Consider the following 25582-nt stretch of genomic DNA (forward strand, 5'->3'; position numbering starts at 1 on the left):
CGCGTCGCGCGCGGTGATCATCGCCCTCAGCACCGCCTCGCGCTGGCCGTCCCTGCCCGTCTGCATGCATCGCTCCTCGTACCTATCCCTGACGGAAACTCTGATTTGTGGCGCGACACTACAAAACATGAGTTTAGTAGTAAAGTATAAACATGAATTTTTTCGTCAACTTTATTGACGAAGTGCAAATCCAAATGCAAACGCACCGCCGCGGTGCGAGGGTGCGTTGCCCAAAAGCACAGGAGTGCTGGTAGTTGGATCCGTGCGCTTGGAGCCTCGCGCTATCGCTTGAAAGCGATTGGCACGCTGAATGGCCAGCTCGAACGGCCGGCATCTTCCGGAATATCCGGGAACGGAGCAGCCCGACGCACCGCATCGAGAGCGGCCTGATCGAGTTCCGGCTGCCCCGAACTGGCCGCGACACGGACGCTGCTCACATCGCCCGACGCGGAAACCGTGAAACTAACCATCACGATACCGCTGCCTGCGCCTCCGACGCGGCGCTTGACGCGATTGATCTTGTTGCGCACCTTGCCCGGGTAGTTGCTGACTGCCGCGTTCCCGGCAGCCGAGGAATTCCCCTTCTTCTGGCCGCCGAGTGAAGCGGTTTTCACGTCGGCCGCCCCGTCTATCTGCCCCCTCCGCTCCGTCCGGGTACTATCGCCCTTTTCGCCGGCCTTCTTCTTATTCCGCTCGGCCTTCTTTTCCGGCTTTTTCTCGGCCGGCTTCTTCGCTTCAGCCTGAGGCGGCTTGACGACTTCGGGCGGCTTTTCCGTGATCTCCGGCCTGATGTCAGGAATCGGAATGGCGGAGATTTCGACTGCTGCACCGGTGACGTCGATCGCCTCGCTCATTTCCGGAATGATTTCGCCTGCTTCCGGCATCACCTGTTCGGGAACGATCTCCTGCGACTCGATCGCCGCCAGCACTTGCGGAACGGGCGCAAATAGCTTGGGTTCGATCTCGTCGCTGGGCTCTATCTCCTCGGACATACCCGACTCGATCGCCTCGAAAGCACTGCTTCCGAGCATTGCCACTTCGGTCACGACGCCGCCTACGATCTGCGCCGTCTCCGGCCCAGCCTCTGGAGCAAGCGTGAGAATCGCCGCCGCGCCTGCGTGCGTCAGCAGCGAAAAGACGATAGCGGTGCCCCAGACGACCCTGCTGCTGACCATGGCTACACCCACCTGTTCTGCGGCGGCTTCACGCGAATGCGCGCGCCATTGCTATCCCTCGAGGCCCACATTCGTGCCGGACCGCGTGACGATTCCGCTCATGCATGCCCCGGCCGCCAGCCCCTCACCGTCGCAAACCGGCGCATCGTTGATCAGCACCCGCTTGACGCTGTCACACTTGGTTCCGGGGAGATCGAATTGGCGCACCTTTGTCTTTCCCTGCGGCAGTTCGCGGAAGTCTAGAACGACCATGCGCTCGACAGTTCCTGCACCGTTGAACAACACGAACTCGAACGACGCCTTGGCCACGGCTTGCGGCAGACCGTTCCCGACAACGAAGGTGAAGACGCATCCCTTCTGCGAAGGAACCAGTCCGTTCAGTTCAACCTGAAGCCCCTTTTCGGGCGCGGCGTCCTGCGTCCATGCAGGCACAGCAGACATCACGATGGCAGCAACGGGCAGGATTGCTCTTCGAAAATTCATCAGGCCTTGCCCTTTTCGACATTTGCAGTTCGCGAACGCACCCTCGCATGCGGAGCAATTGTGGATTGCACCAAACATTCTGGGTCGAGTTCGATCCGGTATTGCGTCAATAAATAAATATGAGTATAAAAGTCAAGATAGATTGATGGAAACACGTCAAACCCCTGATCCGTCTGAGGAAGTTTCAGCGCAACGGACATTGGCGGGGCCCAATTCGCGGCGCGCATGCCAAAGCGCCGAGGAACCGGGCACCCTCAATGGTCGTATGCGGATCTATGGGCGCGACCATATCGAACCTTAAGACAGGCAGAAGCCATGACCGAAAATCATCGCCCTTCCCCTTCCGAAATCCGTGCATACCGCGCTGAAAATCCAAAGTTGCGCGAGCGCGATATCGCAGCCCAGCTCGGCATTTCAGAAGCCGCCCTTGTCGCGGCCGAAGTCGGCATCACCGCAGTTCGGATCGACGGCAGCGCCAATCGTCTGCTGGAGAGGGCGGAGACACTAGGCGAAGTGATGGTGCTCACCCGCAACGAAAGTGCTGTCCACGAGAAGATCGGCATCTACGAGAAGGTCACCACCGGCAAGCACGCCTCGATCGTCCTGGGCGAGCAAATCGATCTTCGGATTTTCCCCGGCGCATGGGCTCACGGGTTCGCCGTGACCAAGAAGGGTGAACGCGACGAAGTGCGCCGCAGCCTTCAGTTCTTCGACGCTGCCGGGAACGCCGTACAGAAGGTTCACCTGCGCCCGGCATCCAATCTGGAAGCCTACGAGGCCATCGTCGCTGATTTCCGCCTGGAGGATCAATCGCAGGAATTTGTGGCCGCCGCTGGCGTGGTCGATGCAGAAGAAACCGGTCCGGTCGACGTCCCGGTGCTGCGCGAGAACTGGAGCCAGATGACGGACACGCACCAGTTCTTCGGCATGCTGAAGAAACTGAAGATCGGCCGGCAGGACGCAGTCCGCAGCGTCGGTGAAGATTTTGCCTGGCAGGTAGACCGCACGTCGACCGAGATCATGATGCGTGCCGCAGCCGAAAAGGACACGGACATCATGTGCTTTGCCGGCAACCACGGCGCAATCCAGATCCATACGGGCCCCGTCAAGAACATTCAGGCGATGGGTCCGTGGATCAATGTAATGGATCCCACCTTCCACCTGCATCTGCGCCAAGACCACATCACCGAATGCTGGGTCGTTCGCAAGCCGACCAAGGATGGACATGTCACATCGCTCGAAGCCTATGACGCCAAGGGCGAGATGATCATCCAGTTCTTCGGCAAGCGGAAGGAAGGCATGGTCGAACTCGCGGAATGGCGTGACATTCTCGACATTCTGCCGCGCAACGCCCGCGTCGCCGCATAAGGAGACTTAAGAGATGGCAAGCCGCTTTTCGTTTTTCCGCCCGCGCTCGTGGGAACTGGCGCTGACAGCCTTTGCCCTGTCAGCCCCGTTCTTGCTGCCGCTCGGCGTCAGCCAGCCGGGCTTCGTTACGCACGCTGTCGCCGAGGAGATGCAGAAGGTCGACACCTCGCGGCTTGTGACGATTGGCGGCGCCATCACCGAGATCGTCTATGCTCTTGGGGAGGAAGGCCGGCTGATCGCTCGCGACCAGACCAGTCTCTATCCGGAAGCTGCCATGAACCTTCCGGATGTCGGCTACATGCGCGCGCTTTCACCTGAGGGCGTGCTGGCCGTCAATCCCAGCGCGATCCTTTCGATCGAAGGCAGCGGCCCGCCCGATGCGCTGGCCGTCCTGAAGAATGCCGGCGTACCGTTCGAGACCGTAGCCGAAGGTTACGATCGCGCGGCGATCCTGAACAAAATCACAGACGTTGGCAACTTTCTCGGCGTCCCGGACAAAGCGAAGGCGCTCGCGGACAAGGTGGGCGCGGACCTCGACGCGGCGGTCGCAGACGCGGCGAAGCGGCCGGCGGACCAACGCAAGCGCGTACTGTTCATCCTCAGCTTCCAGGACGGCAAGGTGATGGCTGCGGGTGCTAAGACTGCGGCTGATGGCATCCTGAAGCTTGCCGGCGCCGTAAATGCTACGGAAGAGGCTTTCCCCGGGTACAAGCCGATGTCCGACGAGGCGATCGTCAACGCCAAGCCCGACGTGATCATGGTCATGACCCGCGGCGGAGCGCACGACACCAGCGACGAGAAAATTCTGGCGCAACCGGCGATCGCCCTGACGCCGGCTGCCGCGACAAGATCCGTCGTTCGCATGGAAAGCCTGCACCTGCTCGGCTTCGGCCCCAGGACCGCATCGGCGATCCGCGAGTTGAACGAGCGGCTCTACGGCAAGACCGATGCCGCTCAGTGAATCCATGCGGGCCGGCACGCGACACGGCATCCTCGGCAGCCTGCGGGGCTTGGCCGAGGGTGACCGCGCCGGTCTCGCTCGGCTGGTCATTGCCGTGCTGGCAATCGTGACGGTTCTCGCGCTTCTCGCATCGACGGCGACCGGCGCGTCCAATGCCTCGGCGTTCGACGTCGTCGCCTCGCTGATCCGTGGCGAACCGTCAACGCTGCTCAGCGCCCGTAACCGGATCATCGTCTTCGACATCCGTCTGCCTCGCGCTCTTCTCGGCCTGCTGATCGGAGCAGCGCTGGCCGTTTCGGGCGCAGTGATGCAGGGCCTGTTCCGCAATCCGCTGGCCGACCCGGGTCTGATCGGCATTTCATCGGGTGCCGCCCTCGGCGCGGTTTTGATGATCGTGCTTGGCGGGCTCTTGCCGACCGTCCTGCTCGGCTTCTTCGGCGCCTTTGCGCTGCCGCTTGCCGCCTTTCTCGGAGGCCTGATGACAACGCTGCTGCTCTACCGGATCGCGACGCGCCACGGCCAGACCTCTGTCGCGACGATGCTGCTCGCCGGGATTGCGATCGCCGCACTGGCCGGCGCCGTCACCGGCATCCTGATTTACGTGGCCGACGACAAGCAACTGCGTGACGTCACCTTCTGGAACCTCGGCTCGCTCGCGGGCGCGACCTGGGCAAAGGTTTTGACGGCGGGACCAATCATCCTGGTTTCGTTGACGGTGTTGCCGTTCCTCGCGCGCGGCCTGAACGCGATCACGCTCGGCGAGGCAGCGGCCTTCCACATGGGCGTAAAGGTGCAGAAGCTGAAGAACATTGCCATTGTCAGCGTGGCCGGTGCGGTCGGCGCGTCTGTGGCCGTAAGCGGCGGCATCGCCTTCGTTGGCATCGTCGTGCCGCATATCCTGCGCATGATGATCGGGCCAGATCACCGCTACCTGCTGCCGGCGTCAGCCCTGCTCGGCGGCATCCTGATGCTGGCCGCCGACATGGTGGCACGGACCATCGTTGCTCCCGCCGAGCTTCCGATCGGTATCATCACAGCTCTTGCCGGCGCGCCATTCTTCCTTTGGGTGCTGCTACGCGGCCGCGCCTCCGCCGGGCTGTAAAAAACAGTCCGGGAACAACGTTTGGAACCGTCATGATCCGCGCCAGAAACCTTTCCATCCATCTTGCCGGCAAACTGATCGTCGACGATCTTTCGCTGGAGGCCAGGGCCGGCCAATTAACAGCGATCGTCGGCCCGAACGGCAGCGGCAAGACGACAACGATGAAGGCGATCGCTGGAGAAATCGCAAGCACCGGCGATCTGACCCTCAACGGTCGCGACATGCGGAAACTCGTGCCCTGGCAGCTGGCGACGCGGCGTGCCGTACTGCCGCAGGCAACCACCATCGCCTTTCCGTTTACCGTGCGCGAGATCGTACGCATGGGCCTCTCGAGGGGACCAAACCGCCACGCCGAGCGCGCCGCAGCGATCGCCGCTCAGGCCCTTGCCGCCGTCGATCTCTCCGGTTTCGAGGGGCGCTTCTATCAGGAGCTATCCGGCGGCGAGCAGCAGCGCGTCCAGCTTGCCAGAGTACTGACACAAATATGGGAGCCGGTCCTGGACGGAGAACCCTGCTTCCTCATGCTCGACGAGCCAGTCTCCAGCCTCGACATCCGCCACCAGCTGGCCATCATGCGCCTTGCCCGCAGCTATTGCGAGCAAGGTGGCGGCGTGATCGCCGTGATGCACGACCTCAACCTGACGGCGATGTTCGCCGACCAGATGATCATGATGAGGAAGGGCCGTGCCGTGGTCGCGGGCGCTCCCGCCGACGTTCTCACAGATGAAACCATGGAAGACGTCTTTGGTTGCAGAATGCGCGTCAGCGGCTTGCCTGAAGCGGGAACTCCGTTCATTCTGCCCCAGACTGCCATCGGCTGATGGACTTCGCCTGCGCGCACAGGTGGAACTATGTCGTGCCGTTTGCGTTGTGCGCTCCACAGCGATGGTTTTGCGTAAAGAACGGACAAGGAGAAATCGAATGGCATCCGGAATGTTCTCACGCGGCAAGGACCGCACCGCTTCCGAAGCTGCCGAAAGCATCGAAGACCAGATTGCCGAACTACGCGAGCAGATTTCGGCGCTCGCCAAGGCCGTTGCTCGCGACGTAACCGATGGCGCGGACGATGCACGCGGGCGCTTTTCCGCATTCCGCAGGAGAGCAGAAGAAGCCCGCGACGATGCCGCCGCAGATCTCGACGAACTGATCGCCAGCGGGGAGGAAATTCTCGCAGAACTCTCGGGCAAGTATCGGGACGCAAGCCACGAGGTGCGCAGGACGGTACGCGAACACCCGCTCGCAACGGTCGGTGTCGCAGCACTTGCCGGCTTCGTCATCGCTGCCATTCTGCGGCGCTGAACATTTCCACGGCTTTGCGGGGCGGACCAGGACCACGGGGCCGGAGGCAACAGACTTCGGCCTCTTTCGGTGAATGGTCAGCGGCAAGTTTGTGCGCGCGATGAAAACGAGAACGGGAGCGCCAATTTCATGCATTCGATCGTAGCGGCCCTCGCCAGGAACCTGCTTTACAACGTCGAGGACCGGATCGAAGAGACTGTGGCACGGTCAAAGCGCAACGCGATTTTCGTTGGGATCGCGGGGCTGTTGCTGCTCACCGCCTATGTGCTGGCGGTCACCGCCTTGTGCGTGACGCTTGGGAATTCCTATGGAACCGTCCCTGCCCTCCTTGGGCTCGCTGGCAGCGTGGCCACCGTTGCACTCGTGCTGATCGCCATTCTGGTTTATCTCAACAAGCGCGAGGCTGAATTGCGCCGCCGCCGTCGGCAGCAGATGCGGGCCCGCCGTGAACTCGCAGCACTCGCAGCTGGGACCGCCGCACGCCAGCCGCTGGCAACTGCTGCGCTGGGCCTCGCCCTGGCGCTCTTTCTCAGGCCCAGGACCCGCCGCAGACGCCGGGACGACTAACTACCTGCAAGCAACATACTCTCGTTAGGCTAGTCGAGCGGAAGCCGAACCAGCGCGGTAAGTCCGCTCTGCAGGAATTCCAGATGCACGCTGCTGCCCAGCACCTTGTCCAAGCTGCGTTCGATCAGCACGACGCCGAAGCCGTGCCGCTTCGGCGGTGTGACCGGCGGCCCGCCGACCTCGTGCCAGGTCATGTGCAGCACCGGCTTGCCTTCCTCCTGCACGACACGGGCCGTAATCACGAGCTTGCCCCCGGATGCCGACAGAGCACCATATTTTCGGGCGTTTGACGCAAGCTCGTGCAATACCAGTCCCAGCCCGATGGCCTGGTCCGGTCCCAGGTGCACCTCGTCTTTGTGGATTTCCACCTGTGCTTCGAAGTCGTCGGCATACGGTCTGATCTGCGCCCGCAGCAGCGGCGTCAGGCGAATGCCGCCCCACTCGTGATCGCTCAACAGCCCGTGGGCCTCGGAAATCGCCTGCAGGCGCCCGGCAAAGGCCTCCATGAAAGCCGCCGGATCGTTCGTCTGCCGAAGCGTCTGGCGTGCAAGCGACTGCAACATCGCAAGCGTGTTCTTGACGCGATGATTTAGCTCGCGCAGCAGCAGGCGCATCCGTTCGGAGGCGATTTGCCCCTCAGTGACATCCAGGGTGATGCCAAGAAACATCAGGGGCCGCCCTTCACTGTCCCATTCATGGACGCGCCCTCGCCCGAGCAGCCAGCGTCCCGTCGCGCCTGCGCGAAATATCCCGTCATATTCGGCACCGGTCTTCAACGCCTCCCGCAATTTTCCGATCGTCGCTTTCCGGTCGGTCACGTGTATAGCCGAGAAGATCCTGCGAGCGTTCAGTGCCGCGCCCGACTTCAGATCCAGCATGCGCACGAGCGGTGGGTTGCCGACGACGGCTCCTGTCTGGATGTTCCACAACCAGCTTCCGACATTGGCCGCGTCCAGCGCGGACGCCTGTCGCTGCTCCTCCCGCGCAATGGCCGTATTGGCGATTGCACGGCGCCGCGCCTCCTCTTTGAGCAGGAGAAGCGACCCGGCAAGTTTCGCAAGCTGCTGGAGATGCAGGAGAACCTCATCCGACACGAAATCGCGGGGAGCGACGTCAAGGACACAAACACTGCCGATCGTCTGACCGATATGCATGATTGGCGCGCCAGCATAGAAGCGGAGGTGCGGCCCGCCGGTGACGCTCGGCAACTTCGAGAACCGCTCGTCCTGCAACGCGTCCCCAATGACCAGCGGAGCGCCTGTCTCCGTCAGCAGTCGCGCACAGAAGCAATCCTGCGCACTTGCGCTGACCTCCGCAGTCCCCTTGCGCGCGAGAAACCATTGGGTGGTGCCGCCGATCAGGCTTACCACGGCGATGGGCGCGGAAAACAGCCCGGCGGCGAGATCGGCAATACCGGTAAATTCCGCATCCGGCCCAGCATAGGCTGGCAGCGTCGCTTCCACAGCGGCAAGACGCTCCGGCGAAGCAAGCGCAGCGGCAACGAGCGATGAAGGGCGGTTGCTGTTCATAGCGCCCCCCTTGCACTGATATCGTCCGGCACCGTTTGCCCGCCCCCCGCGCGTGCCAGAATTTGTCTATTCCAGTTCATTGTCCCCACTCGCCTATGGCCCAGCGCTCTGCACTCTAGGATACAAAAGCCCGCGACGTCAGCGGCGCGGAAATCGCATCCGGTCCATATTCACCTTCATCGGTTATCTGCAGGATTTCCTGCAGCTTCTGCCGCGCCCGGTTCACGCGGCTCTTGATCGTGCCGAGCGCACAACCGCTGATTTCCGCCGCCTCCTCATAAGACAGGCCTGAGGCACCGACGAGAACAATCGCCTCCCGCTGCTCGTCGGGCAATTGCGCCAGGGCATTCTGGAAGTCTTGCATGTCCAGCGCCCCGTATTGCGCAGGATGCTGGGCCAGGTTTTCCGTCAACAAACCATCGCTGTCCTGCACCTCACGTCCGCGCTTTCGCAGCTTGCTATAGAGTTCATTGCGCAAGATCGTGAACAGCCAGGCCTTCATGTTCGTGCCCATTTCAAACTGGTGCTGCTTGGCCCAGGCCTTCACAATCGTGTCCTGCACGAGATCGTCCGCCTCGTGATGACGGCCGACGAGCGAAATTGCGAAGGCTCTGAGGCTCGGCAGGTTCGAGAGCAACTCGCGCTTGAAATTGGTGGCCCGTTCCATGTCGCTCACCGGTCTCCACCCCCCATCTGCAATTCGCTCTGCTGTTCGACGGCGTCGAGCTTCTCGATGAGTTCGAGAAATCTCGCTGGTATCGGCTCGTCTTGTACGGAGAGATAGTACGAGCGCAGTTTGCGCGCGATCTGAGCTTCAGCCCCCTCCGGCGTTGCCGGCAAACCTGGTCGCAATTGCTGTGTCACATCATCAACTTTCAAAACACCTGACGATAATCTGCCAATTCAGGACCTCAAATGCGCGGCTGCTAAAAAGGTTCCGGCTGATGGAACCAAAAAAAGCCGGTGACGTTCACGCTTCAACGAAGTTTCACTCATTTCGCATCGGGGGAGCGTTCCATGCCGATTTCCAACCGTATCTTGCCACATCTTCCCAGCCTTCGCCGCTACGCGCGGGCACTCACGGGCGCCCAGGCCTCGGGGGATGCATATGTCGCTGCCACCCTGGAAGCGATCCTGATGGACCCGGGGAACTTCGGTGTCTGCAATGAAGATGATCGTTTGTACCTTTTCCGCTTGTTATCGCGGATGATTTCCTCTCTGCCCGTTTCCGTCAGCGACAGCGTTTCGATCCAACCTGGCGCGGTGGCGCCGTTCGACCTGGGAACCGTGCCGCCACGCGTTCGCCAGGCCTTGCTGCTGGTGACGATGGAGGGTTTCCCGACGACGCAGACCGCCGACATCCTCGAGACCGACGAGGCAAACGTCTGCGAATTGCTGGACATCGCATTCCGCGAAATCGCGGCACAGGCGGAGACCGGCATTATGATCATCGAGGATGAGCCGCTGATCGCACTCGACCTGGCCGGCATGATCAACGAGATGGGCCACCACGTCACCGGCATTGCCCGCACCCAGGCCGAAGCGGAAAAGCTATGGAGCGACACCCGGCCTGGCCTGATCCTCGCTGACGTCAAGCTCGCCGACGGCAGCTCCGGCATCGATGCGGTCAGTTCCATTCTGTCGCGCGCCGAACTACCGGTCATCTTCATTACGGCCTATCCCGAAAAGCTGCTGACCGGCGAACGTCCGGAACCGGCCTACCTGGTGAGCAAGCCCTTCCAGCCGGAAACGGTCAAGGTACTGATCAACCAGGCATTACTGATGAGCCATTCAGAACAGGTCGCTGCATAAAAGCAATCGATCATTGGGCTGCGCGATACTCGCGTAGCCGCCCCCAAGAAAAGAAAAACAGCCAGTGCTGGGAGCACTGGCTGTCTGATTTTCCCGCGAGCCGGAGGGGACACGGCGCGCGGTTCTACTCACCGGTATGAGGGTCTCGCATTGGGGGCAATGCGTTGCCGGTGACGAAATCTGAAACGTCATCAGGTCAAAAAGGTTCCGGCCAAAGCAAGTAATCTTCCGGCAGTCAGGTAATCCGGTCCAACTCCTCACGATGCCGGTACATCGCCAGGAAGCGCCGATACTCGCGATCGTAGTGATCACGCTTGCCCGGATCCGGCAGGTACTCGGTCCCGCCTGGATACATACCCCCCCCCGCCGAAGCCAGGTCCGCATGAAGACCGCCCGCGACGGATGCTCCCATTGCCGTGCCAAGCAACACGGCATCGTTCGTCTTCGGCACGACAACCTTGCGTCCGGTCACGTCCCGATAGAGTTCCATCAAGAGCGGATTATGCAGATGACCGCCGGTCACGTGCAATGTCTCGAATGCGTATCCGCACTCCCCAAGCTTGTCGATGACATGTCGAATGCCAACCACGATGGCGACGCAGGTCTTCCAGTACAGCCTGCACAGTCCGTCAAAGGTGGCATCCAGCGATAGTCCGCTGATCACCCCGAGCCCGTGCGGATCGGCCAAAGGCGAGCGGTTGCCGTGGAAGTCCGGCAGGACGTGCAGTCGCGCAGCGAAATCATCGCCCTCCAGCGCCCGCAATTCCCGGATGCGGGTGATGACGCGCTGATGGGTTGCCGAAATTGGGTCACCACCGGCGCTGTGCAGGCGGACGATGTGATCAAGGAGCGCGCCGGTCGCCGACTGGCCGCCCTCGACGAGCCAATGCCCGGGCAGAACCACTTCGTAGTACGGTCCCCACATGCCATAGCCGAATTTCTTCTCCCGCGAGAAGGCCGCGACACAGCTCGACGTTCCGCCGATGAGCGCCAGTTGCCGCTCCAGCCGCGCCGCATCACCGGCAAACTCGCCGAGCACGCCGAGCGCGCCGGCATAGGCATCGATCATGCCTGCCCCGACTGCACAGTCGGTGTCGAGATCAAGATCGGTGGCCGCTGCCTGCGTCAGGCGACCGACAGGCGCGCCAACCGGCAGCGTGTCCCTGGGCAGCGAGCCGCGTTCGCGCAAGTCCGCAAGTCCGATCGCTTCCAGAAAATCGCCGCACCAGCCTTCCTTCTCGTGCGCTAGATAGTTCCATTTGGCGGTTATCGTGCAGCGTGAACGGGCAAGCGATCCCGTCGCCTTCCATGTCATGAAGTCGGCAAGATCGAAGAAATAGCCGGCCCGCGCCCACTGCTCCGGCTGATGCCGCTTCAGCCACATCAGCTTAGGCATTTCCATTTCCGGCGACATCACCTTGCCGGAATGGTCGAGCACCGGATGACCGGTTGCAGTGCAGAGATCGGCCTCAGCCAGCGCGCGATGGTCCAGCCAGACGATCGTGTCCCAGCGCGGATCAGCGCCGCCTGACACTGCCAGCGGCAAGGTATTACGATCGCGCACGACGAGAGAACAGGTGGCGTCGAAACCGAGAGCAGCAACCCGGCTCGCGTCGACGCCGGCCGTCTCGCGCGCAGCTCTCACCGCGGTGCAGACGGCGCGCCAGATATCCTCCGAATCGTGTTCCGCATGATTTTCGCATGGCCGGTTCATCGCAATCGGGTGCTCGGCCCGCGCCAGCATCGCGCCGCTTCGATCGAACACGCCCGCGCGGGCGCTTCCGGTCCCGATGTCGACCGCCACGATCAGATCGCGCATGAAATCATGTTCCCGTCGGCTGTTCTTTTCGAACAAACTGGAGCAAATCACCCATGTCGTCAAACAGGACATCGGGTTGCAGGCGGGAGAGTGATTGGCGATGACGTTCGCTGCGCGCATGCGACCCGCCCGCAAAGGCGAAGACCCGCATGCCGGCGGCCTTCGCGGCCATCACGCCGGCCGGACTGTCCTCGATCACCACGCAGGCGGACGGCGCAATACCCATTTCGGCACACGCATGGAGAAACAGGTCCGGTGCCGGCTTTCCGCGCTGAACCATCGAGGCGCTGAAGATATTCGGCTCGAATTGATCGAGCAGGCCGGTCACTGCCAGCGACAGGCGGATCCGCTCCGGCTGGCTCGATGAGGCGACGCAAAAGGGTACCGGCAGGCCCTGGATAGCCACCCGGACGCCGCCGATCGGCTGCAATTCCGTGCGAAAGCGCAAATAGAGCGACTTGCGCATGTTCTCCAGGAAGTGGTCGTCAATGGCGAGACCAAAGTCCTCATGCAGGATGTCCGACATGCTCTTGAGGCTCTTGCCGAGAAACCGGTCGGCGGCCTCATCCTCGTCCATGCTGACACCCGCGCTATCCAACGCTTCGACCAGGACCGCGAGCGAGATTGGCTCGCTGTCGACCAGCACGCCGTCGCAGTCAAAGATTACCAGTTCGATCGGGCCTGCCGCCATTCTTTCATTCCAAGCCGTTTGGCCGCCAAAACGGCGCGTGCCTCGTCCAGACGGGTTCTGTCCTCAGTCCGCCAACCGATCTCCGAGGTAGAGCCTGAGCGTCGCACGCGTTCCTTTTTCCCACAGCGTTCTCAAGGCCTTGGCGAATCGCCGCCGGAACAGATCGGAGGCCGCAACCTCCCCGAAAATGTCGGAAAGAGCAAGGAAGGCAGCCGGATCCTCCTTGGCCCTCACGGCGGCGGCGTGCAGCCGGTCGGCGCTGGCATCATTGAACACAATGTTCTTGCCGCTGTCGGACATCCCGGCGAAGTAGCGACACCAGAGCGCGGAGACGAGCGAGAGCCCGATGACGTCCTCGCCGCGCCGCAGCCGGTCGGCCGTGGACGGCAGGATGAACTTCGGCTGCCGGTTCGAACCGTCCTGGGCCAGGCGCGGGATCGTGTCGCCGATTTTCGGGTTAGAAAAGCGCTTTTCGATGAGCTGAAAATACTCTCCGAGATCGGTGTCCGGCACCGGCGGGATCACCGGGATGATTTCCTCGCGCTCGAGCTTCGCGAGGAAGGCGCGGATGTAGGCATCCTCCATCGCCTCGTGCACAAAATGGATGTCGAGCAGTGCGGCGGGATAGGCGATCGCCGCGTGGCCACCGTTGAGGATGCGGATCTTCATGTGCTCGTAGGGCGCCACGTCGGGCACGAACTGGACGCCGACCGTCTCCAGCGCAGGCCGTCCGAGCGGAAACTTGTCCTCCAGCACCCACTGCTTGAACGCCTCGCAGAACACCGGCCATTGATCCTCGATACCGTATTCCTCGGCAACGATGCCAATCTCCCGCGGCCCCGTCGCCGGCGTGATACGGTCCACCATGCCGTTCGGGAACGCGACATTGGCATCGATCCAGTCGGCAAAAGCCGTATCTGACAGCCGTGCCAGACCGGAAACCGCAGCATGCGTCACCTCGCCATTGCCGGGTATGTTGTCGCAAGACATCACCGTGAACGGCGCAATGCCCTTGCCGTTTCGTGCCTTCAACCCCGCGAGGATCAGCCCGAATACGGTCTTCGGATCGTCCGGATTCGCCCCATCGGCCTCAATAGCGGGATGAGCCGGATTGAAGACGCCGGAGGCAGGATCGATGAAGTATCCGCCCTCGGTGATCGTCAGCGAGACGATGCGGATGGCGGGATCGGCAAGCTGGGCAACTGTTGCCGCCACGTCGCCGGGCTTGAGATAGTCGATCATCGCGCCAGTCACATGCGCGCCAGTGCGGTTGTTGTCTTGCTCGACCACCGTCGTCAAAAAATCCTGGCTTTCGAGCTTGGCCCGCATCGTATCGTCGGAAGGCAGCACGCCCGCCCCGATGATGGCCCAGTCGTGGTCCTGACCGGCATTGAACAGAGCGTCGAGATAGACCGCCTGGTGCGCCCGATGGAAATTACCGACGCCGAAATGGACAATCCCCGCCGTGAGCGCGGATCGGGGATAGGACGGCACGCCCGCGGTCTTCTCCACCAGTTCCAGGTTGGCCAGTGACAGTTTGGTCGTCATGATCTCTTCCTTCCGGGCACAAGCGGGAAAGCCACTTCCGGTCCATGCAGGCAGATTGCGGTGCCAGCCACGACTCCGGCGCGCCTAATTACATTCCATTTCGATTGGCTCCTGCGAGCTTGAACCCGCAGTCCAGCCTCAACTCATCCAGTTGCCGCCGTCGACGTTGTAGGTCTGGGCGACGACGTAGTCGCTTTCGGCAGAAGCGAGGAAGATCGCCATGCCGGTCAGATCCTCGGCCGTGCCCATTCGCCCAAACGGCACCTCCTGCCCGACCAGCCGTTTTTTCTCGCCGACCGGCCGGTTCTCGTACTTGGCAAAGAGCGCGTCGACCCCGTCCCAGTGCTCACCGTCTACGACGCCGGGCGCGATCGCGTTGACGTTGATGCGGTGCTTGATGAGGTCCAGGCCTGCCGACTGGGTGAGGCTGATGACGGCCGCCTTGGTGGCGCAATAGACGGCGACGAGCGCCTCGCCCCGACGCCCCGCTTGGCTGGCCATGTTGATGATCTTGCCGCCGCGCCCCTGTGCAATCATCTGCCTGGCCACAGCCTGCAGCGTGAAGAGCGTGCCGCTCACATTGATGGCAAACAGCCGTTCGTAGCTTTCACGGGTAATTTCGACGATCGGTGCCAAGTCGAACAAGGCGGCGTTGTTGATCAGAATGTCGATGCCGCCCGCCTCTTTCACGCAAATGCCGATGGCCGCCTCGATCGAGCGCTGGTTCGTCACGTCCATCTCGACCGCGTAGGCCGCCGGGCCGATTTCGATTGCAGTCTGCCGGGCGCGCTCGACGTTGATGTCGGCAATTGCCACGCGCGCGCCCTCGCGCACATAGGCCTCGGCGAACGCACGTCCGATCCCCCGTGCCGAACCGGTGATCAGGGCGCTCTTTCCGTCCAGTCTCTTCATCTGATTGCGAGCCCTTCGTCGTTGAAGCGGTGGACGCGCCCCTCCTGCGGGCTGAGATACACCTGGTCGCCGTGCCTGACGGGGAAGTCGCCGCCGACGCGCGCCGTCAGCGTGCCGACACCATCGACCGCGACGTGCAGGAAAGTGTCGGAGCCGAGATGCTCGGCGACCCCCACCGTTCCGCGCCACGCGCCGGCGGACGTCGAAAGGTCGATGTGCTCCGGCCGCACGCCGATCGTGTGGGCACCATGCGCTCTGGCGATCTCGCCCCCGATGAAATTCATCTTGGGCGAGCCGATGAAGCCGGCAACGAAGAGGTTGGCGGGCCGGCGGTAGAGTTCCAGAGGCGAGCCGACCTGCTCCACATTGCCCTTGTTGAGCACGACGATCTTGTCGGCCATGGTCATGGCCTCGACCTGGTCGTGCGTCACGTAGATCATCGTCGTCTTCAGTTGCTGGTGCAGCTGGCTGATCTCAAGCCGCATGTTGACGCGCAGCGCCGCGTCGAGGTTCGACAGCGGCTCGTCGAACAGGAACGCCGCCGGCTGGCGCACGATCGCGCGGCCGATCGCCACGCGCTGGCGCTGGCCGCCCGACAGCTGTCGTGGCTTACGGTCGAGGTAGTCGGTGAGGTTCAGGACGCGGGCGGCATCTGCCACCTTCCGGTCGATCGCACTCTTCACCTCACCTGCCATTTTCAGGGGAAAGGCGATGTTCGATCGCACGCTCATATGCGGATAGAGCGCGTAGGACTGGAACACCATCGACAGGCGGCGCTTGGCTGGTGGAAGCTCGGTGGCATCCTTGCCGTCGATGACGATCTGTCCGCCGGAGACATCCTCAAGTCCGGCTATCAGCCGCAAGAGCGTTGACTTGCCGCAGCCTGAGGGGCCGACGAAGACGACAAACTCGCCGTTCTCGATATCGAGGTCGATGGAGGGGATGACGGTGTGGGCTCCAAAAACCTTCGACACATTCTTGAGCGTTATGCTTCCCATTGTTGTTGTTCCCTATTTGACTGCGCCGAAGGTGAGGCCGCGGACCAGCTGTTTCTGCGAGAACCAGCCGAGAATGAGGATCGGGGCGATCGCCATGGTGGAGGCGGCCGAGAGCTTGGCGTAGAAAAGTCCCTCCGGGCTCGAATAGGAGGCGATGAAGGTCGTGAGCGGCGCCGCCTTGGAAGCCGTCAGGTTCAGCGTCCAGAACGCCTCGTTCCAGGCGAGGATGATGTTGAGGAGCACAGTTGAAGCGATCCCGGGGATCGCCATCGGCGTCAAAACATAGAGGATTTCCTTGGCGAGCGAAGCGCCGTCCATGCGCGCCGCTTCAAGGATCTCGCCGGGAATCTCCTTGAAGTAGGTGTAGAGCATCCAGATGATGATCGGCAGGTTGATCAGCGTCAGGATCATGACGAGGCCGATGCGCGTGTCGAGCAGGCCGGTGTTGCGGAAGAGCAGATACATCGGCACCAGCACACCGACCGCCGGCATCATCTTGGTGGAGAGCATCCACATCAGCACGTCCTTGGTCTTCGGCGTTGGTGAAAAGGCCATCGCCCAAGCGGCCGGGATCGCGATGATCAGCCCGAGCAGGGTCGAGCCGAATGAGATCACCACCGAGTTCATGAAGTGCTTGAAGTAGTCGGATCGCTCCTGGACCTCGTGGTAGTTCTCGAATGTCCAGTCGAAGAACAGAAGCGACGGGGGAGAAGCGATCGCCTCGGCCTCCGTCTTGAAGCTCGTCAGGATCGTCCAGAAGATTGGGAAAAAGATCAGGATGCCGATTGTCCATGCGACGATCGTGTTGACGATCTTGCGCTGTGTCGAAACGTTGCGCGCCATGGTCTCAGGCCTCCAGTGTCTTGCCGATCATCCGCATCAGGAAGAATGCGACGATGTTGGCGAGGATGACGGCGATGATGCCGCCGGCGGATGCTCCACCCACGTCGAACTGCAGCAGCGCCTGCGCATAGACGAGGAAGGTCAGGTTCGTGCTCTGCGTGCCCGGCCCGCCATTGGTGGTCACCAGGATCTCGGCGAAAACGGAAAGCAGGAAGATCGTCTGGATCAGGATCACAACGGTGATTGCGCGCGAAAGATGCGGCAGCGTCAGGTAGATGAAGCGCGACCAGGCACCCGCGCCATCCATCTGCGCCGCCTCCTTCTGCTCCTCGTCGAGGGATTGAAGGGCGGTCAGCAGGATCAGCGTCGCAAACGGCAGCCATTGCCAGGCGACGATCAGGATGATCGACATCAGCGGCGCGTTGTTCAGGAAGTCGAACGGCTGAAGGCCCAACGATTTCGCCAGATAGGCAAAGAGCCCGTTCACCGGGTTCATGAACATATTCTTCCAGACCAGCGCGGCCACCGTCGGCATGATCAGGAATGGCGCGATCACCAGGATGCGCACGATCCCCTGCCCGAACATCGGCTGGTCGAGCAGGATCGCCAATGCGATACCACCGAGCACGGTGATGAAGAGAACGCCGAGTACGATCGCAAGCGTGTTGAAGATCGCCTGGAAGAATGCGGGATCGGTGAGGAAATACCGGTAGTTATCCAGGCCCGCCCACTCTTCCATGCCCGGCATCAGGAGATTGTAGCGCAGGAAGGAGAAGTAGATCGTCATCGCCAACGGCACGACCATCCAGGCGAGCAGGAGCAGCACCGAAGGTGCCATCATGGCGCGGGCGGCGGCTCGGGTATGCAGGGTTGCCATGGCATTCACCGATCAGGTTGGCCGCCGGCTTTCCTTCACTAGGTCTTCGGAAGGAGGCAGGCACGGTTGACGAAAAAGGCCGGCGCAACCTTTTCGGGACACTTACCGCTTGGGCCCGGAAGTCGTCCCGGCGGCGCCGGCAGAGAGGTTCCCTTCCCCGGAGAAAAGGAGCTGGGAACCCCAACCCGGCGCACCGACAAATGTCGCATGCGCCAGGCCTTGGGAGCCCTACTTGATATAACCAGCCTTGGTCATTTCGCGCGTCGTCAGTTGCTGGGCCGCGGCAAGCGCATCATCGACGCTCATCTGCCCGGCAAGCGCTGCCGAGAATTGCTGGCCGACGGCCGTGCCGAGACCCTGGAATTCCGGGATCGCCACGAATTGCACGCCGACATAGGGCACCGGCTTGACGGCCGGGTTCTTCGGGTCAGCCGCGTTGATGCTGTCGAGCGTCATCTTCGCGAAAGGCGCCGCTTTCTGGTATTCCGGGTTCTCGTAGAGCGAGGTGCGCGTGCCCGGAGGCACATTGGCCCAGCCATCCTTCTCGGCCACCAGCTTCAGGTAGTCCTTGCCGGTCGCCCAGGCGACGAACTTCTCGGCGGCCGCCTGCTTCTGCGTGCCGGCCGGAATCGCGAGATTCCAGGCCCACAGCCAGTTGCCGCGCTTGCCGAGTCCGGTATCTGGAGCCAGCGCGAAGCCGACCTTGTCGGCGACCGTCGATGCCTTTGGGTCGGTCACGAAGGAAGCGGCAACCGTGGCGTCGATCCACATGCCGCATTTTCCGGTCTGGAACAGCGCCAGGTTTTCGTTGAAGCCGTTCGAGGAGGCGCCCGGAGGTCCGGCGTCGTTCATCAGCTTGACGTAGAAGTCGAGCGCGTTCTTCCATTCCGGCTGGTCAAACTGCGGCTTCCAGTTCTCGTCGAACCAGCGCGCGCCGAAGGCGTTCGCCGTCGCCGTCAGGAAGGCCATGTTCTCACCCCAGCCGGCCTTGCCGCGCAGGCAGATGCCGTAGATCTCCTTGTCCTTGTCGGTAATCTTGCGGGCCGCATCGGCGATGAACTCCCAGGTCGGCGCATCGGGCATCGTCAGCCCGGCCTTCTCGAAGAGGTCCTTGCGGTACATTACCATCGAGCTTTCGCCATAGAACGGCGCTGCGTAGAGCTTGCCATCCTCGCCGGTCAGGCCGGACCGGATCGCCGGCAAGAGGTCGTTGACGTCGTAGTCGGCGCCGAGATTGTCGAGAGGCAGCAGCCAGCCCTGCTTGGCCCAGATCGGCACCTCGTAGGTTCCAATCGTCAGGATGTCGTACTGGCCGCCCTTGGTGGCGATGTCGGTCGTCACGCGCTGGCGGAGAACGTTCTCCTCAAGTGTGACCCACTCGAGCTGGATATCCGGATTTTTGGAGGTGAAGTCGTCCGTCAGCTTTTGCATGCGGATCATGTCACCGTTGTTCACGGTGGCGATCGTAAGCGTCTCCGCATTGGCAATTCCGCACAGGACAACGGCCGAGCATGCGCCCAGCAGAAGTGTCTTCAATTTCATCGGTTCCTCCCAGAAGCGAAATGAGCATTTGCTTCGCTCATGAGCAATTACTCGTCTAATTGCGTGAAATGTCAACGCCCATTCTTTGCTGCACCGCCGAAAGGAAGCGACCGCCGATTGATATCTAACGATAATTTGCGCATTAATATCGGCTCAAAACCACGCGGATGCGCCGAGAGGCTCCGCGCAGCAGCGTCGATTGAGCATGCCGCGCCTGTTGGTGTATTGGAACAATCGTTAATCCGCATCGGGTAATCCCGATAAACGCCGCGACGGAGCACGATCACTTGATGGCCCAGGAGACACCGGAGATGATCGCCCTTCTCAAGGCGATGGCGGAAAGTCCCAAACGGGACAACAGCGCCTATCACGAGGCCATGGCCGAGGCCCGGCAGGCATTCGAGAACGCCGAGGCGGCGCTGGGTGGATCTGTCACGGTCAAGACCAAGACCAAGGTCAAGCGACGCAACGGCGCCTATGTCGTGAAATGGACGTTCAAGCGGGCCGAATGACAATTTGGCCGGGAGAAGCACCGCGCCCAAGGCGGCTGCGCAATCCTGAATTGCAACAATCCCGAACACAGCTTCGCCGCCAATTCGAGCAACTGACAGCGATCAGTTGCGAAGCCACTCGATAGCTTTCAATCTGGAAGCGAGCCAAGCTTTGTGCAATATTGCCCGCACCATGCGACTTCCAGCGCATTGGATGCGCTTCCGGTGCGACAGCCCCACGATTCCCAAAACAACAAAAACGTCTCGATTACAGCCACAGCATGGACCAAGGCAGGAAGCTGGATTGCGTCTTTCCCTTCCACCCAAAGCAAACAGCAGAAGGAGAACAAACGGGACATACAGACCACGCCGTCACAGCAAATCCGAAGGTGGAATGAAGGCAGATAGTGTTGGCGGGTCGCCCGCCACGTGAGCCAGACATCTCCCGTAGGCTTCATTGTAGGAGATTTTAGATGAAGCAGAAGATTGGCATGTGCAGTCTCGTTGCAGCTACTGTTGCTTCCTTTTTCTGGGCTGGTTCTTTCGAGGCCCAGGCCCAGCAATCACGAAAACCCAATATTCTCTTCATCGTATCCGACGACACGGGATACGGCGATCTCGGCCCCTACGGCGGTGGCGAGGGACGCGGGATGCCGACGCCCAACATCGACAGGTTGGCACAGGACGGCATGACGTTCTTTTCGTTCTATGCCCAGCCAAGTTGCACCCCGGGACGTGCGGCCATGCAAACCGGACGCATACCCAACCGCAGCGGCATGACGACGGTCGCTTTCCAGGGACAAGGCGGTGGGCTGCCGGCAGCGGAATGGACGCTCGCCTCGGTGCTTAAGCGCGGCGGCTACCATACGTATTTCACCGGCAAATGGCATCTGGGCGAGGCGGACTATGCGTTGCCGAACGCGCAGGGCTACGACGTGATGAAGTACGCCGGTCTTTATCACCTCAATGCCTATACCTACGGCGACCCGACCTGGTTCCCGGACATGGATCCGGCGCTCAGGGCAATGTTCCAGAAGGTGACCAAGGGGGCCCTATCAGGCAATGCCGGCGGGCCGGTCACTGAAGATTTCAAAATCAACGGCCAGTACGTCGATACGCCGGTGATCGACGGCAAGGAGGGCGTCGTCGGCATCCCCTTCTTCGACGGTTATGTCGAGAAGGCTGCGCTCGAATTCCTCGATACCGCGGCCAAGACGCCGGACGAACCGTTCTACATCAACGTTAACTTCATGAAGGTTCACCAGCCCAACATGCCGGCGCCGGAGTTTGAGCACAAATCGCTGTCGAAGAGCAAATATGCAGACTCGGTGGTCGAATTGGATACGCGCATCGGCCGGATCATGGACAAGTTGCGCGAAACCGGCATGGACCGGAACACGCTTGTCTTCTACACGACCGACAATGGCGCCTGGCAGGACGTTTATCCGGATGCCGGCTATACGCCCTTCCGCGGCACCAAGGGCACCGTGCGCGAGGGCGGCAATCGGGTTCCGGCCATCGCCGTCTGGCCTGGCAAGATCAAGCCCGACACAAAGAACCACGAAGTCCTCGGCGGCCTCGACCTCATGGCAACCTTCGCCTCCGTCGGCGGCGTTCCGCTTCCCGACAAGGATCGCGAAGACAAGCCGATTATCTTCGACAGCTATGACATGACGCCCGTCCTGACGGGCTCCGGTCCATCCCCCCGCAAGGAATGGTTCTACTTCACGGAGAACGAACTCACACCGGGTGCTGCACGCGTCGGAAACTACAAGGCCGTGTTCAACCTTCGCGGCGACGACGGCCAGCCGACAGGGGGCCTCGCGGTGGATTCCAACCTCGGATGGAAAGGTGCCGAGTCCTATGTGGCGACGGTCCCGCAGGTCTTCGACCTCTGGCAGGATCCGCAGGAGCGATACGACATCTTCATGAACAACTATACCGAACGGACCTGGACGATGGTGACGATCAGCGACGCCATCAACAAGCTGATGAAGACCTATGTCGAATACCCCCCGAGGAAACTGCAGAGCGAGTCCTATTCCGGACCTGTGACCCTGACAAACTACCAGCGCTTCCAATGGGTGCGAGAGCAACTGGAGAAGGAAGGCGTCAGCGTGGCGATGCCGACAGGAAATTGAGCTGGAGAACAGTAGCCCCGACGAAGCTCGGGACCACTGACCTGTCCACCGGGGGAAGGAGTACCCTATGATTGCCATTCAAAGTTTGTTCAGGGCCGCTCGCAATGCGGCGATGGGCGTCGTCGCGTTCCTGATTGCCGCAACCGCGGCGCAAGCACAGCCCGATCCGCTGCCATCGTGGAACGACACAGCCCCCAAGAAGGCCATCGTCGCATTCGTTGAGCGCGTGACGAAGGAGAATACGCCCGGCTTTGTTCCCGAACCCGAGCGCATCGCCGTCTTCGACAATGACGGCACGCTCTGGGTCGAGCATCCAATGTACACGCAACTGGCCTTTGCGCTCGATCGGGTGAAGGTGCTCGCCCCGGAGCATCCGGAATGGAAGGACCAGCAACCGTTCAAGGCGGTACTGGACGGTGACATGAAGGCGTTGGCGGCGGCCGGTGAGAAAGGACTGGTCGAACTCATCATGACGACGCACGCCGGAATGACCGTCTATCAGTTCCAGCAGATCGTCACGGACTGGATTGCCACCGCGCGCGACCCGCGCTTCAAGCGCCCCTATACCGAGCTTGTCTATCAGCCGATGCTGGAACTGCTCGCCTACCTGAGGGCGAACGGCTTCAAGACCTTCATCGTGTCCGGTGGCGGTGTCGAGTTCATGCGGCCGTGGACCGAGGAGGTGTACGGCGTGCCGCCTGAGCAGGTGATCGGCTCGTCGATCAAGACCGAGTTCAAGATGCGCGACGGCGTACCCGTTCTGCTCCGCCTGCCGGAGGTGAACTTCATCGACGACAAGACAGGTAAACCCGTCGGCATCAACGCGGCGATCGGCCGTCGCCCCATCGCGGCCTTCGGCAATTCGGACGGCGATCTCCAGATGCTGCAGTGGACAACACTCGGCGGCTCGACGCCCCGCTTCGGCTTGCTCGTTCACCATACAGACGCGGAGCGCGAATATGCCTATGATCGCGACACCGAGTTCGGCCGTCTGGATCAAGCACTCGACATTGCCCCGGACAATGGCTGGACGGTCGTTGACATGAAGGCCGATTGGAAGGAAATATTCCCTGCTAAGTGAAGCCAGGACACGCAGCATCCGGGTGGTGAGAGCATTGTTTTCCAGGTTGGGACGTGCCCTTGCCGCCGCTGCCCTCTTGGTTGTTACCCTTGCCACGACCGCGGCAGCAGAAAACCGAGCGGCCGAACACGACCCGCTGGTCGCTCGCCACGACGGGTATGTTGACGAAGCAATGTGCGCCTCGTGCCACGCCGAGCAGGCGGCCGCGTTCGCAAAATCCCACCATGCCAAAGCGATGGCCGTTGCGAACGACACGACGGTCCGGGCAAATTTCGACGGTTCCAGCTTCGAACAGGACGGCGTCTCGGCGAAGTTCTTTACAAGAGACAACCGCTACTTCGTCCGCACCGAGGGTCCGGACGGAAATCCGGCGGACTTCGAAGTCAAATACACGTTTGGCTACGAACCGCTGCAACAATACCTGATCGATATCGGCGGTGGGAAGCTGCAGGCGCTCGACATCGGTTGGGACACAGCCAAACAGCAATGGTTCTGGCTCGGCGAAGGAAGACCATCCAAGCCGGGATCGACCTTTCATTGGACCGGTCCATTCTACCGCTGGAACCGAACCTGCATCGACTGTCATTCGACCGATCCCCGTACGAATTTCCGGGCTGAATCCGGCACATACCGTTCCTCCTTTGTTTCAACGAGCATCGGATGTCAGTCCTGTCATGGCGGCGGTGTCCGTCACGTGAACTGGGCCATAAGCGCCAGCCCAACCAAGAGCCAGTCCGATACCGGGATGCCGAAACCGACGATGGACACCTGCTTTTCCTGCCACTCGCGGCGGATCAAGCTCCGTGACGGATTCGCAGCGGGCCCTTCGTACCTCGACCATTTCTCTCCCGCCCTGATGCGCCGCGACTTGTACTTTCCGGATGGGCAGATCCTCGACGAGGTCTTCGAGTACGGCTCTTTTCTGCAGAGCAAGATGTCCCAGGCTGGCGTCGTCTGCATGGATTGTCACCAGCCACACGAGGGCACGCTGCGCGTCGCAGGGAACGGTCTTTGCACGCAATGCCACACCGAAGCGAAGTCCGATCGTTTCGAGAGCTTTGATCCGTCGGGCGCGTTCGACACGGTCGCACACACGCGGCACCCCGCGGGATCGGCCGGAGCGCAATGCATCAATTGCCACATGCCCCAGCGCACCTATATGAAAGTCGATCCGCGGCGCGACCATTCATTCGTGATCCCGCGTCCCGACCTCTCGGAAGCCTATGGTGTCCCGAACGGATGCACCTCATGCCACGAGGGCAAGACGAACGCCTGGGCCGCCGAGAAAATGGACGCGTGGTACGGTATCGGCTGGAGAAAACGTCAGACGACGGCCCACGCATTCGCCGCCGCGGCGAGAGGCGAGCAGAATTCGATTGAAGCGTTACGCTCGTTTTTGAACGACCGGGAACAGTCCGGTTTCGTCCGGGCAAGTGCCGTTGCCGAGATGGCCAGGATCGGCGGCGGCACGGCGGCGGATGATGTCAAGGCTGCCGCGGGGGATGACGATGCAATCGTCCGTCTGGGGGCAGCGGAAGCAGCAGCCAGCCTCCCTCTCGACCTCAGGATACAAGCAATAGATGTTCTGCTCCGGGACGAGGTTCGGGCCATACGCGTGGCAGCGGCAGATGCGCTTGCGAGCGTTCAGGCCGAACTGCTGGGGGATAAGCGCAAGGCATTCAATCTGGCGGTCGACGACTTCAAGGCATATGCGGAGGCCAATTCCGATGTTGCCGAGGCGCAGGGCAGGTATGGCCTGCTTCTCGCAAGCCAAGGCGCCATGGATCAAGCCGAGAAGACGCTGCTCAGGGCGATCGCACTTGATCCGACACTCGTCGGCTCGCGCGTCAATCTTGCGGAGTTCTATCGCATTGGGGGGCAGAACGACAAATCGGAACTTGCCTATAAGTCAGCGCTTGAGGAGGTCCCAGACAATGCTGAACTGCGTTACGGCCATGCACTGGCTCTTGTGCGCCTGAAGGCGATCCCGGATGCCATCCGCGAACTTGAAGCCGCTGTCCAACTCGACGGCAACAACGCTCGCTACAGGACGACCCTTGCGATTGCCCTCGATTCGACCGGCCGAACGGAGCAAGCGCTTTCGCTGGTGGACGCGGCCATCACCGATCAGACCCGCGACCCCGACCTTCTCTCCACCGCAATCGGGCTCGGACTGAAACTCGGACGCCTTGGCGAGGCGTTGCGATACACCGAACAACTGGCGCGGCAGCAACCAGACAATCCCGAAATCACGGCGCTATTGTCGAAACTCCGCAGCGTTGTCGAACACAGCAAGTAAATTTTGTCCACGACGCTGCCGCTGGTTTATCGAGGTGCGCCGCC

Annotated in this window: 24 protein-coding genes; 11 read left to right on the top strand and 13 right to left on the bottom strand. The window is 61.5% G+C overall.

Features of this window, described 5'->3' with window-relative positions; all coding sequences use genetic code 11:
• Positions 1–281 precede the first annotated feature (281 nt).
• Entirely contained in the window at positions 282–1175 is an 894-nt protein-coding gene (locus IB238_RS11795; RefSeq protein ID WP_192246409.1) for an energy transducer TonB, read from the bottom strand.
• A 51-nt stretch (positions 1176–1226) separates the two neighbouring features.
• Positions 1227–1658, bottom strand: coding sequence for a hypothetical protein (locus IB238_RS11800; protein WP_192246411.1), 432 nt, complete (start codon positions 1656–1658; stop codon positions 1227–1229).
• A gap of 315 nt (positions 1659–1973) precedes the next feature.
• On the opposite strand from IB238_RS11800, the gene IB238_RS11805 reads away from it, so the two are divergent.
• The 6 genes from IB238_RS11805 (at position 1974) to IB238_RS11830 (ending at position 6955) form a co-directional block, all read left to right on the top strand.
• A complete protein-coding gene (locus IB238_RS11805) occupies positions 1974–3026 on the top strand; it encodes a ChuX/HutX family heme-like substrate-binding protein (protein ID WP_192246413.1) in 1053 nt (350 codons plus the stop codon).
• A gap of 13 nt (positions 3027–3039) precedes the next feature.
• Positions 3040–3987 (top strand): ABC transporter substrate-binding protein, encoded by a 948-nt coding sequence (locus IB238_RS11810; RefSeq protein ID WP_192246415.1) that lies wholly within the window; start codon positions 3040–3042, stop codon positions 3985–3987.
• Between the two features lie 4 nt (positions 3988–3991).
• Positions 3992–5089, top strand: coding sequence for an iron ABC transporter permease (locus IB238_RS11815; RefSeq protein WP_246723644.1), 1098 nt, complete (start codon positions 3992–3994; stop codon positions 5087–5089).
• Between the two features lie 32 nt (positions 5090–5121).
• Complete coding sequence (locus IB238_RS11820; RefSeq protein ID WP_192246419.1) at positions 5122–5910, top strand: heme ABC transporter ATP-binding protein; 789 nt, start codon at positions 5122–5124, stop codon at positions 5908–5910.
• Positions 5911–6010: 100 nt separating this feature from the next.
• Positions 6011–6388, top strand: coding sequence for a hypothetical protein (locus tag IB238_RS11825; RefSeq protein ID WP_192246421.1), 378 nt, complete (start codon positions 6011–6013; stop codon positions 6386–6388).
• Between the two features lie 129 nt (positions 6389–6517).
• The gene (locus IB238_RS11830; RefSeq protein ID WP_192246423.1) at positions 6518–6955 is read left to right on the top strand and encodes a hypothetical protein; all 438 of its coding nucleotides are present in this window, start codon (positions 6518–6520) and stop codon (positions 6953–6955) included.
• Positions 6956–6984: 29 nt separating this feature from the next.
• Here the strand turns inward: IB238_RS11830 and IB238_RS11835 are convergent, their stop codons facing one another.
• From IB238_RS11835 to IB238_RS11845, 3 genes are all read right to left on the bottom strand, one after another.
• The gene (locus IB238_RS11835; RefSeq protein WP_192246425.1) at positions 6985–8484 is read right to left on the bottom strand and encodes an HWE histidine kinase domain-containing protein; all 1500 of its coding nucleotides are present in this window, start codon (positions 8482–8484) and stop codon (positions 6985–6987) included.
• A 115-nt stretch (positions 8485–8599) separates the two neighbouring features.
• A complete protein-coding gene (locus tag IB238_RS11840) occupies positions 8600–9151 on the bottom strand; it encodes an RNA polymerase sigma factor (protein ID WP_192247719.1) in 552 nt (183 codons plus the stop codon).
• 5 nt (positions 9152–9156) lie between these two features.
• Positions 9157–9348, bottom strand: coding sequence for a NepR family anti-sigma factor (locus tag IB238_RS11845; protein WP_348648228.1), 192 nt, complete (start codon positions 9346–9348; stop codon positions 9157–9159).
• Between the two features lie 153 nt (positions 9349–9501).
• Here IB238_RS11845 and IB238_RS11850 point away from each other — a divergent pair, with 153 nt between their 5' ends.
• A complete protein-coding gene (locus IB238_RS11850) occupies positions 9502–10296 on the top strand; it encodes a response regulator (protein WP_192246427.1) in 795 nt (264 codons plus the stop codon).
• A 235-nt stretch (positions 10297–10531) separates the two neighbouring features.
• On the opposite strand, the gene IB238_RS11855 is transcribed toward IB238_RS11850, so the two are convergent.
• From IB238_RS11855 to IB238_RS11890, 8 genes are all read right to left on the bottom strand, one after another.
• Entirely contained in the window at positions 10532–12115 is a 1584-nt protein-coding gene (locus IB238_RS11855; protein ID WP_192246429.1) for an FGGY-family carbohydrate kinase, read from the bottom strand.
• A 4-nt stretch (positions 12116–12119) separates the two neighbouring features.
• Positions 12120–12806: an HAD family hydrolase gene (locus tag IB238_RS11860; protein WP_192246431.1), complete on the bottom strand. Its 687-nt coding sequence runs from the start codon at positions 12804–12806 to the stop codon at positions 12120–12122.
• Positions 12807–12869: 63 nt separating this feature from the next.
• On the bottom strand, positions 12870–14354 hold the full coding sequence (locus IB238_RS11865) for a mannitol dehydrogenase family protein (RefSeq protein ID WP_192246433.1): 1485 nt from the start codon (positions 14352–14354) through the stop codon (positions 12870–12872).
• Positions 14355–14492: 138 nt separating this feature from the next.
• Positions 14493–15266: an L-iditol 2-dehydrogenase gene (locus IB238_RS11870; protein ID WP_192246435.1), complete on the bottom strand. Its 774-nt coding sequence runs from the start codon at positions 15264–15266 to the stop codon at positions 14493–14495.
• On the bottom strand, positions 15263–16264 hold the full coding sequence (locus IB238_RS11875) for an ABC transporter ATP-binding protein (RefSeq protein ID WP_192246437.1): 1002 nt from the start codon (positions 16262–16264) through the stop codon (positions 15263–15265). Before IB238_RS11875 ends, IB238_RS11870 begins: the two co-directional genes overlap by 4 nt.
• 12 nt (positions 16265–16276) lie before the next feature.
• Positions 16277–17107, bottom strand: coding sequence for a carbohydrate ABC transporter permease (locus IB238_RS11880; RefSeq protein ID WP_192246439.1), 831 nt, complete (start codon positions 17105–17107; stop codon positions 16277–16279).
• Positions 17108–17111: 4 nt separating this feature from the next.
• Positions 17112–17984: a sugar ABC transporter permease gene (locus tag IB238_RS11885; RefSeq protein WP_192246441.1), complete on the bottom strand. Its 873-nt coding sequence runs from the start codon at positions 17982–17984 to the stop codon at positions 17112–17114.
• A 228-nt stretch (positions 17985–18212) separates the two neighbouring features.
• The gene (locus tag IB238_RS11890; RefSeq protein WP_192246443.1) at positions 18213–19526 is read right to left on the bottom strand and encodes a sugar ABC transporter substrate-binding protein; all 1314 of its coding nucleotides are present in this window, start codon (positions 19524–19526) and stop codon (positions 18213–18215) included.
• A gap of 311 nt (positions 19527–19837) precedes the next feature.
• On the opposite strand from IB238_RS11890, the gene IB238_RS11895 reads away from it, so the two are divergent.
• From IB238_RS11895 to IB238_RS11910, 4 genes are all read left to right on the top strand, one after another.
• Positions 19838–20038: a hypothetical protein gene (locus tag IB238_RS11895; RefSeq protein WP_246723537.1), complete on the top strand. Its 201-nt coding sequence runs from the start codon at positions 19838–19840 to the stop codon at positions 20036–20038.
• Positions 20039–20490: 452 nt separating this feature from the next.
• Entirely contained in the window at positions 20491–22158 is a 1668-nt protein-coding gene (locus IB238_RS11900) for an arylsulfatase (protein ID WP_192246447.1), read from the top strand.
• 67 nt (positions 22159–22225) lie between these two features.
• Positions 22226–23239 carry an HAD family hydrolase gene (locus tag IB238_RS11905; RefSeq protein ID WP_192246449.1) on the top strand — a complete coding sequence of 338 codons (1014 nt, stop codon included), beginning with the start codon at positions 22226–22228 and terminating at the stop codon, positions 23237–23239.
• 25 nt (positions 23240–23264) lie between these two features.
• Positions 23265–25538 carry a tetratricopeptide repeat protein gene (locus IB238_RS11910; RefSeq protein ID WP_192246451.1) on the top strand — a complete coding sequence of 758 codons (2274 nt, stop codon included), beginning with the start codon at positions 23265–23267 and terminating at the stop codon, positions 25536–25538.
• Positions 25539–25582: the final 44 nt, after the last annotated feature.

This window comes from Rhizobium sp. ARZ01 (assembly GCF_014851675.1).
GTDB lineage: Bacteria > Pseudomonadota > Alphaproteobacteria > Rhizobiales > Rhizobiaceae > Mycoplana.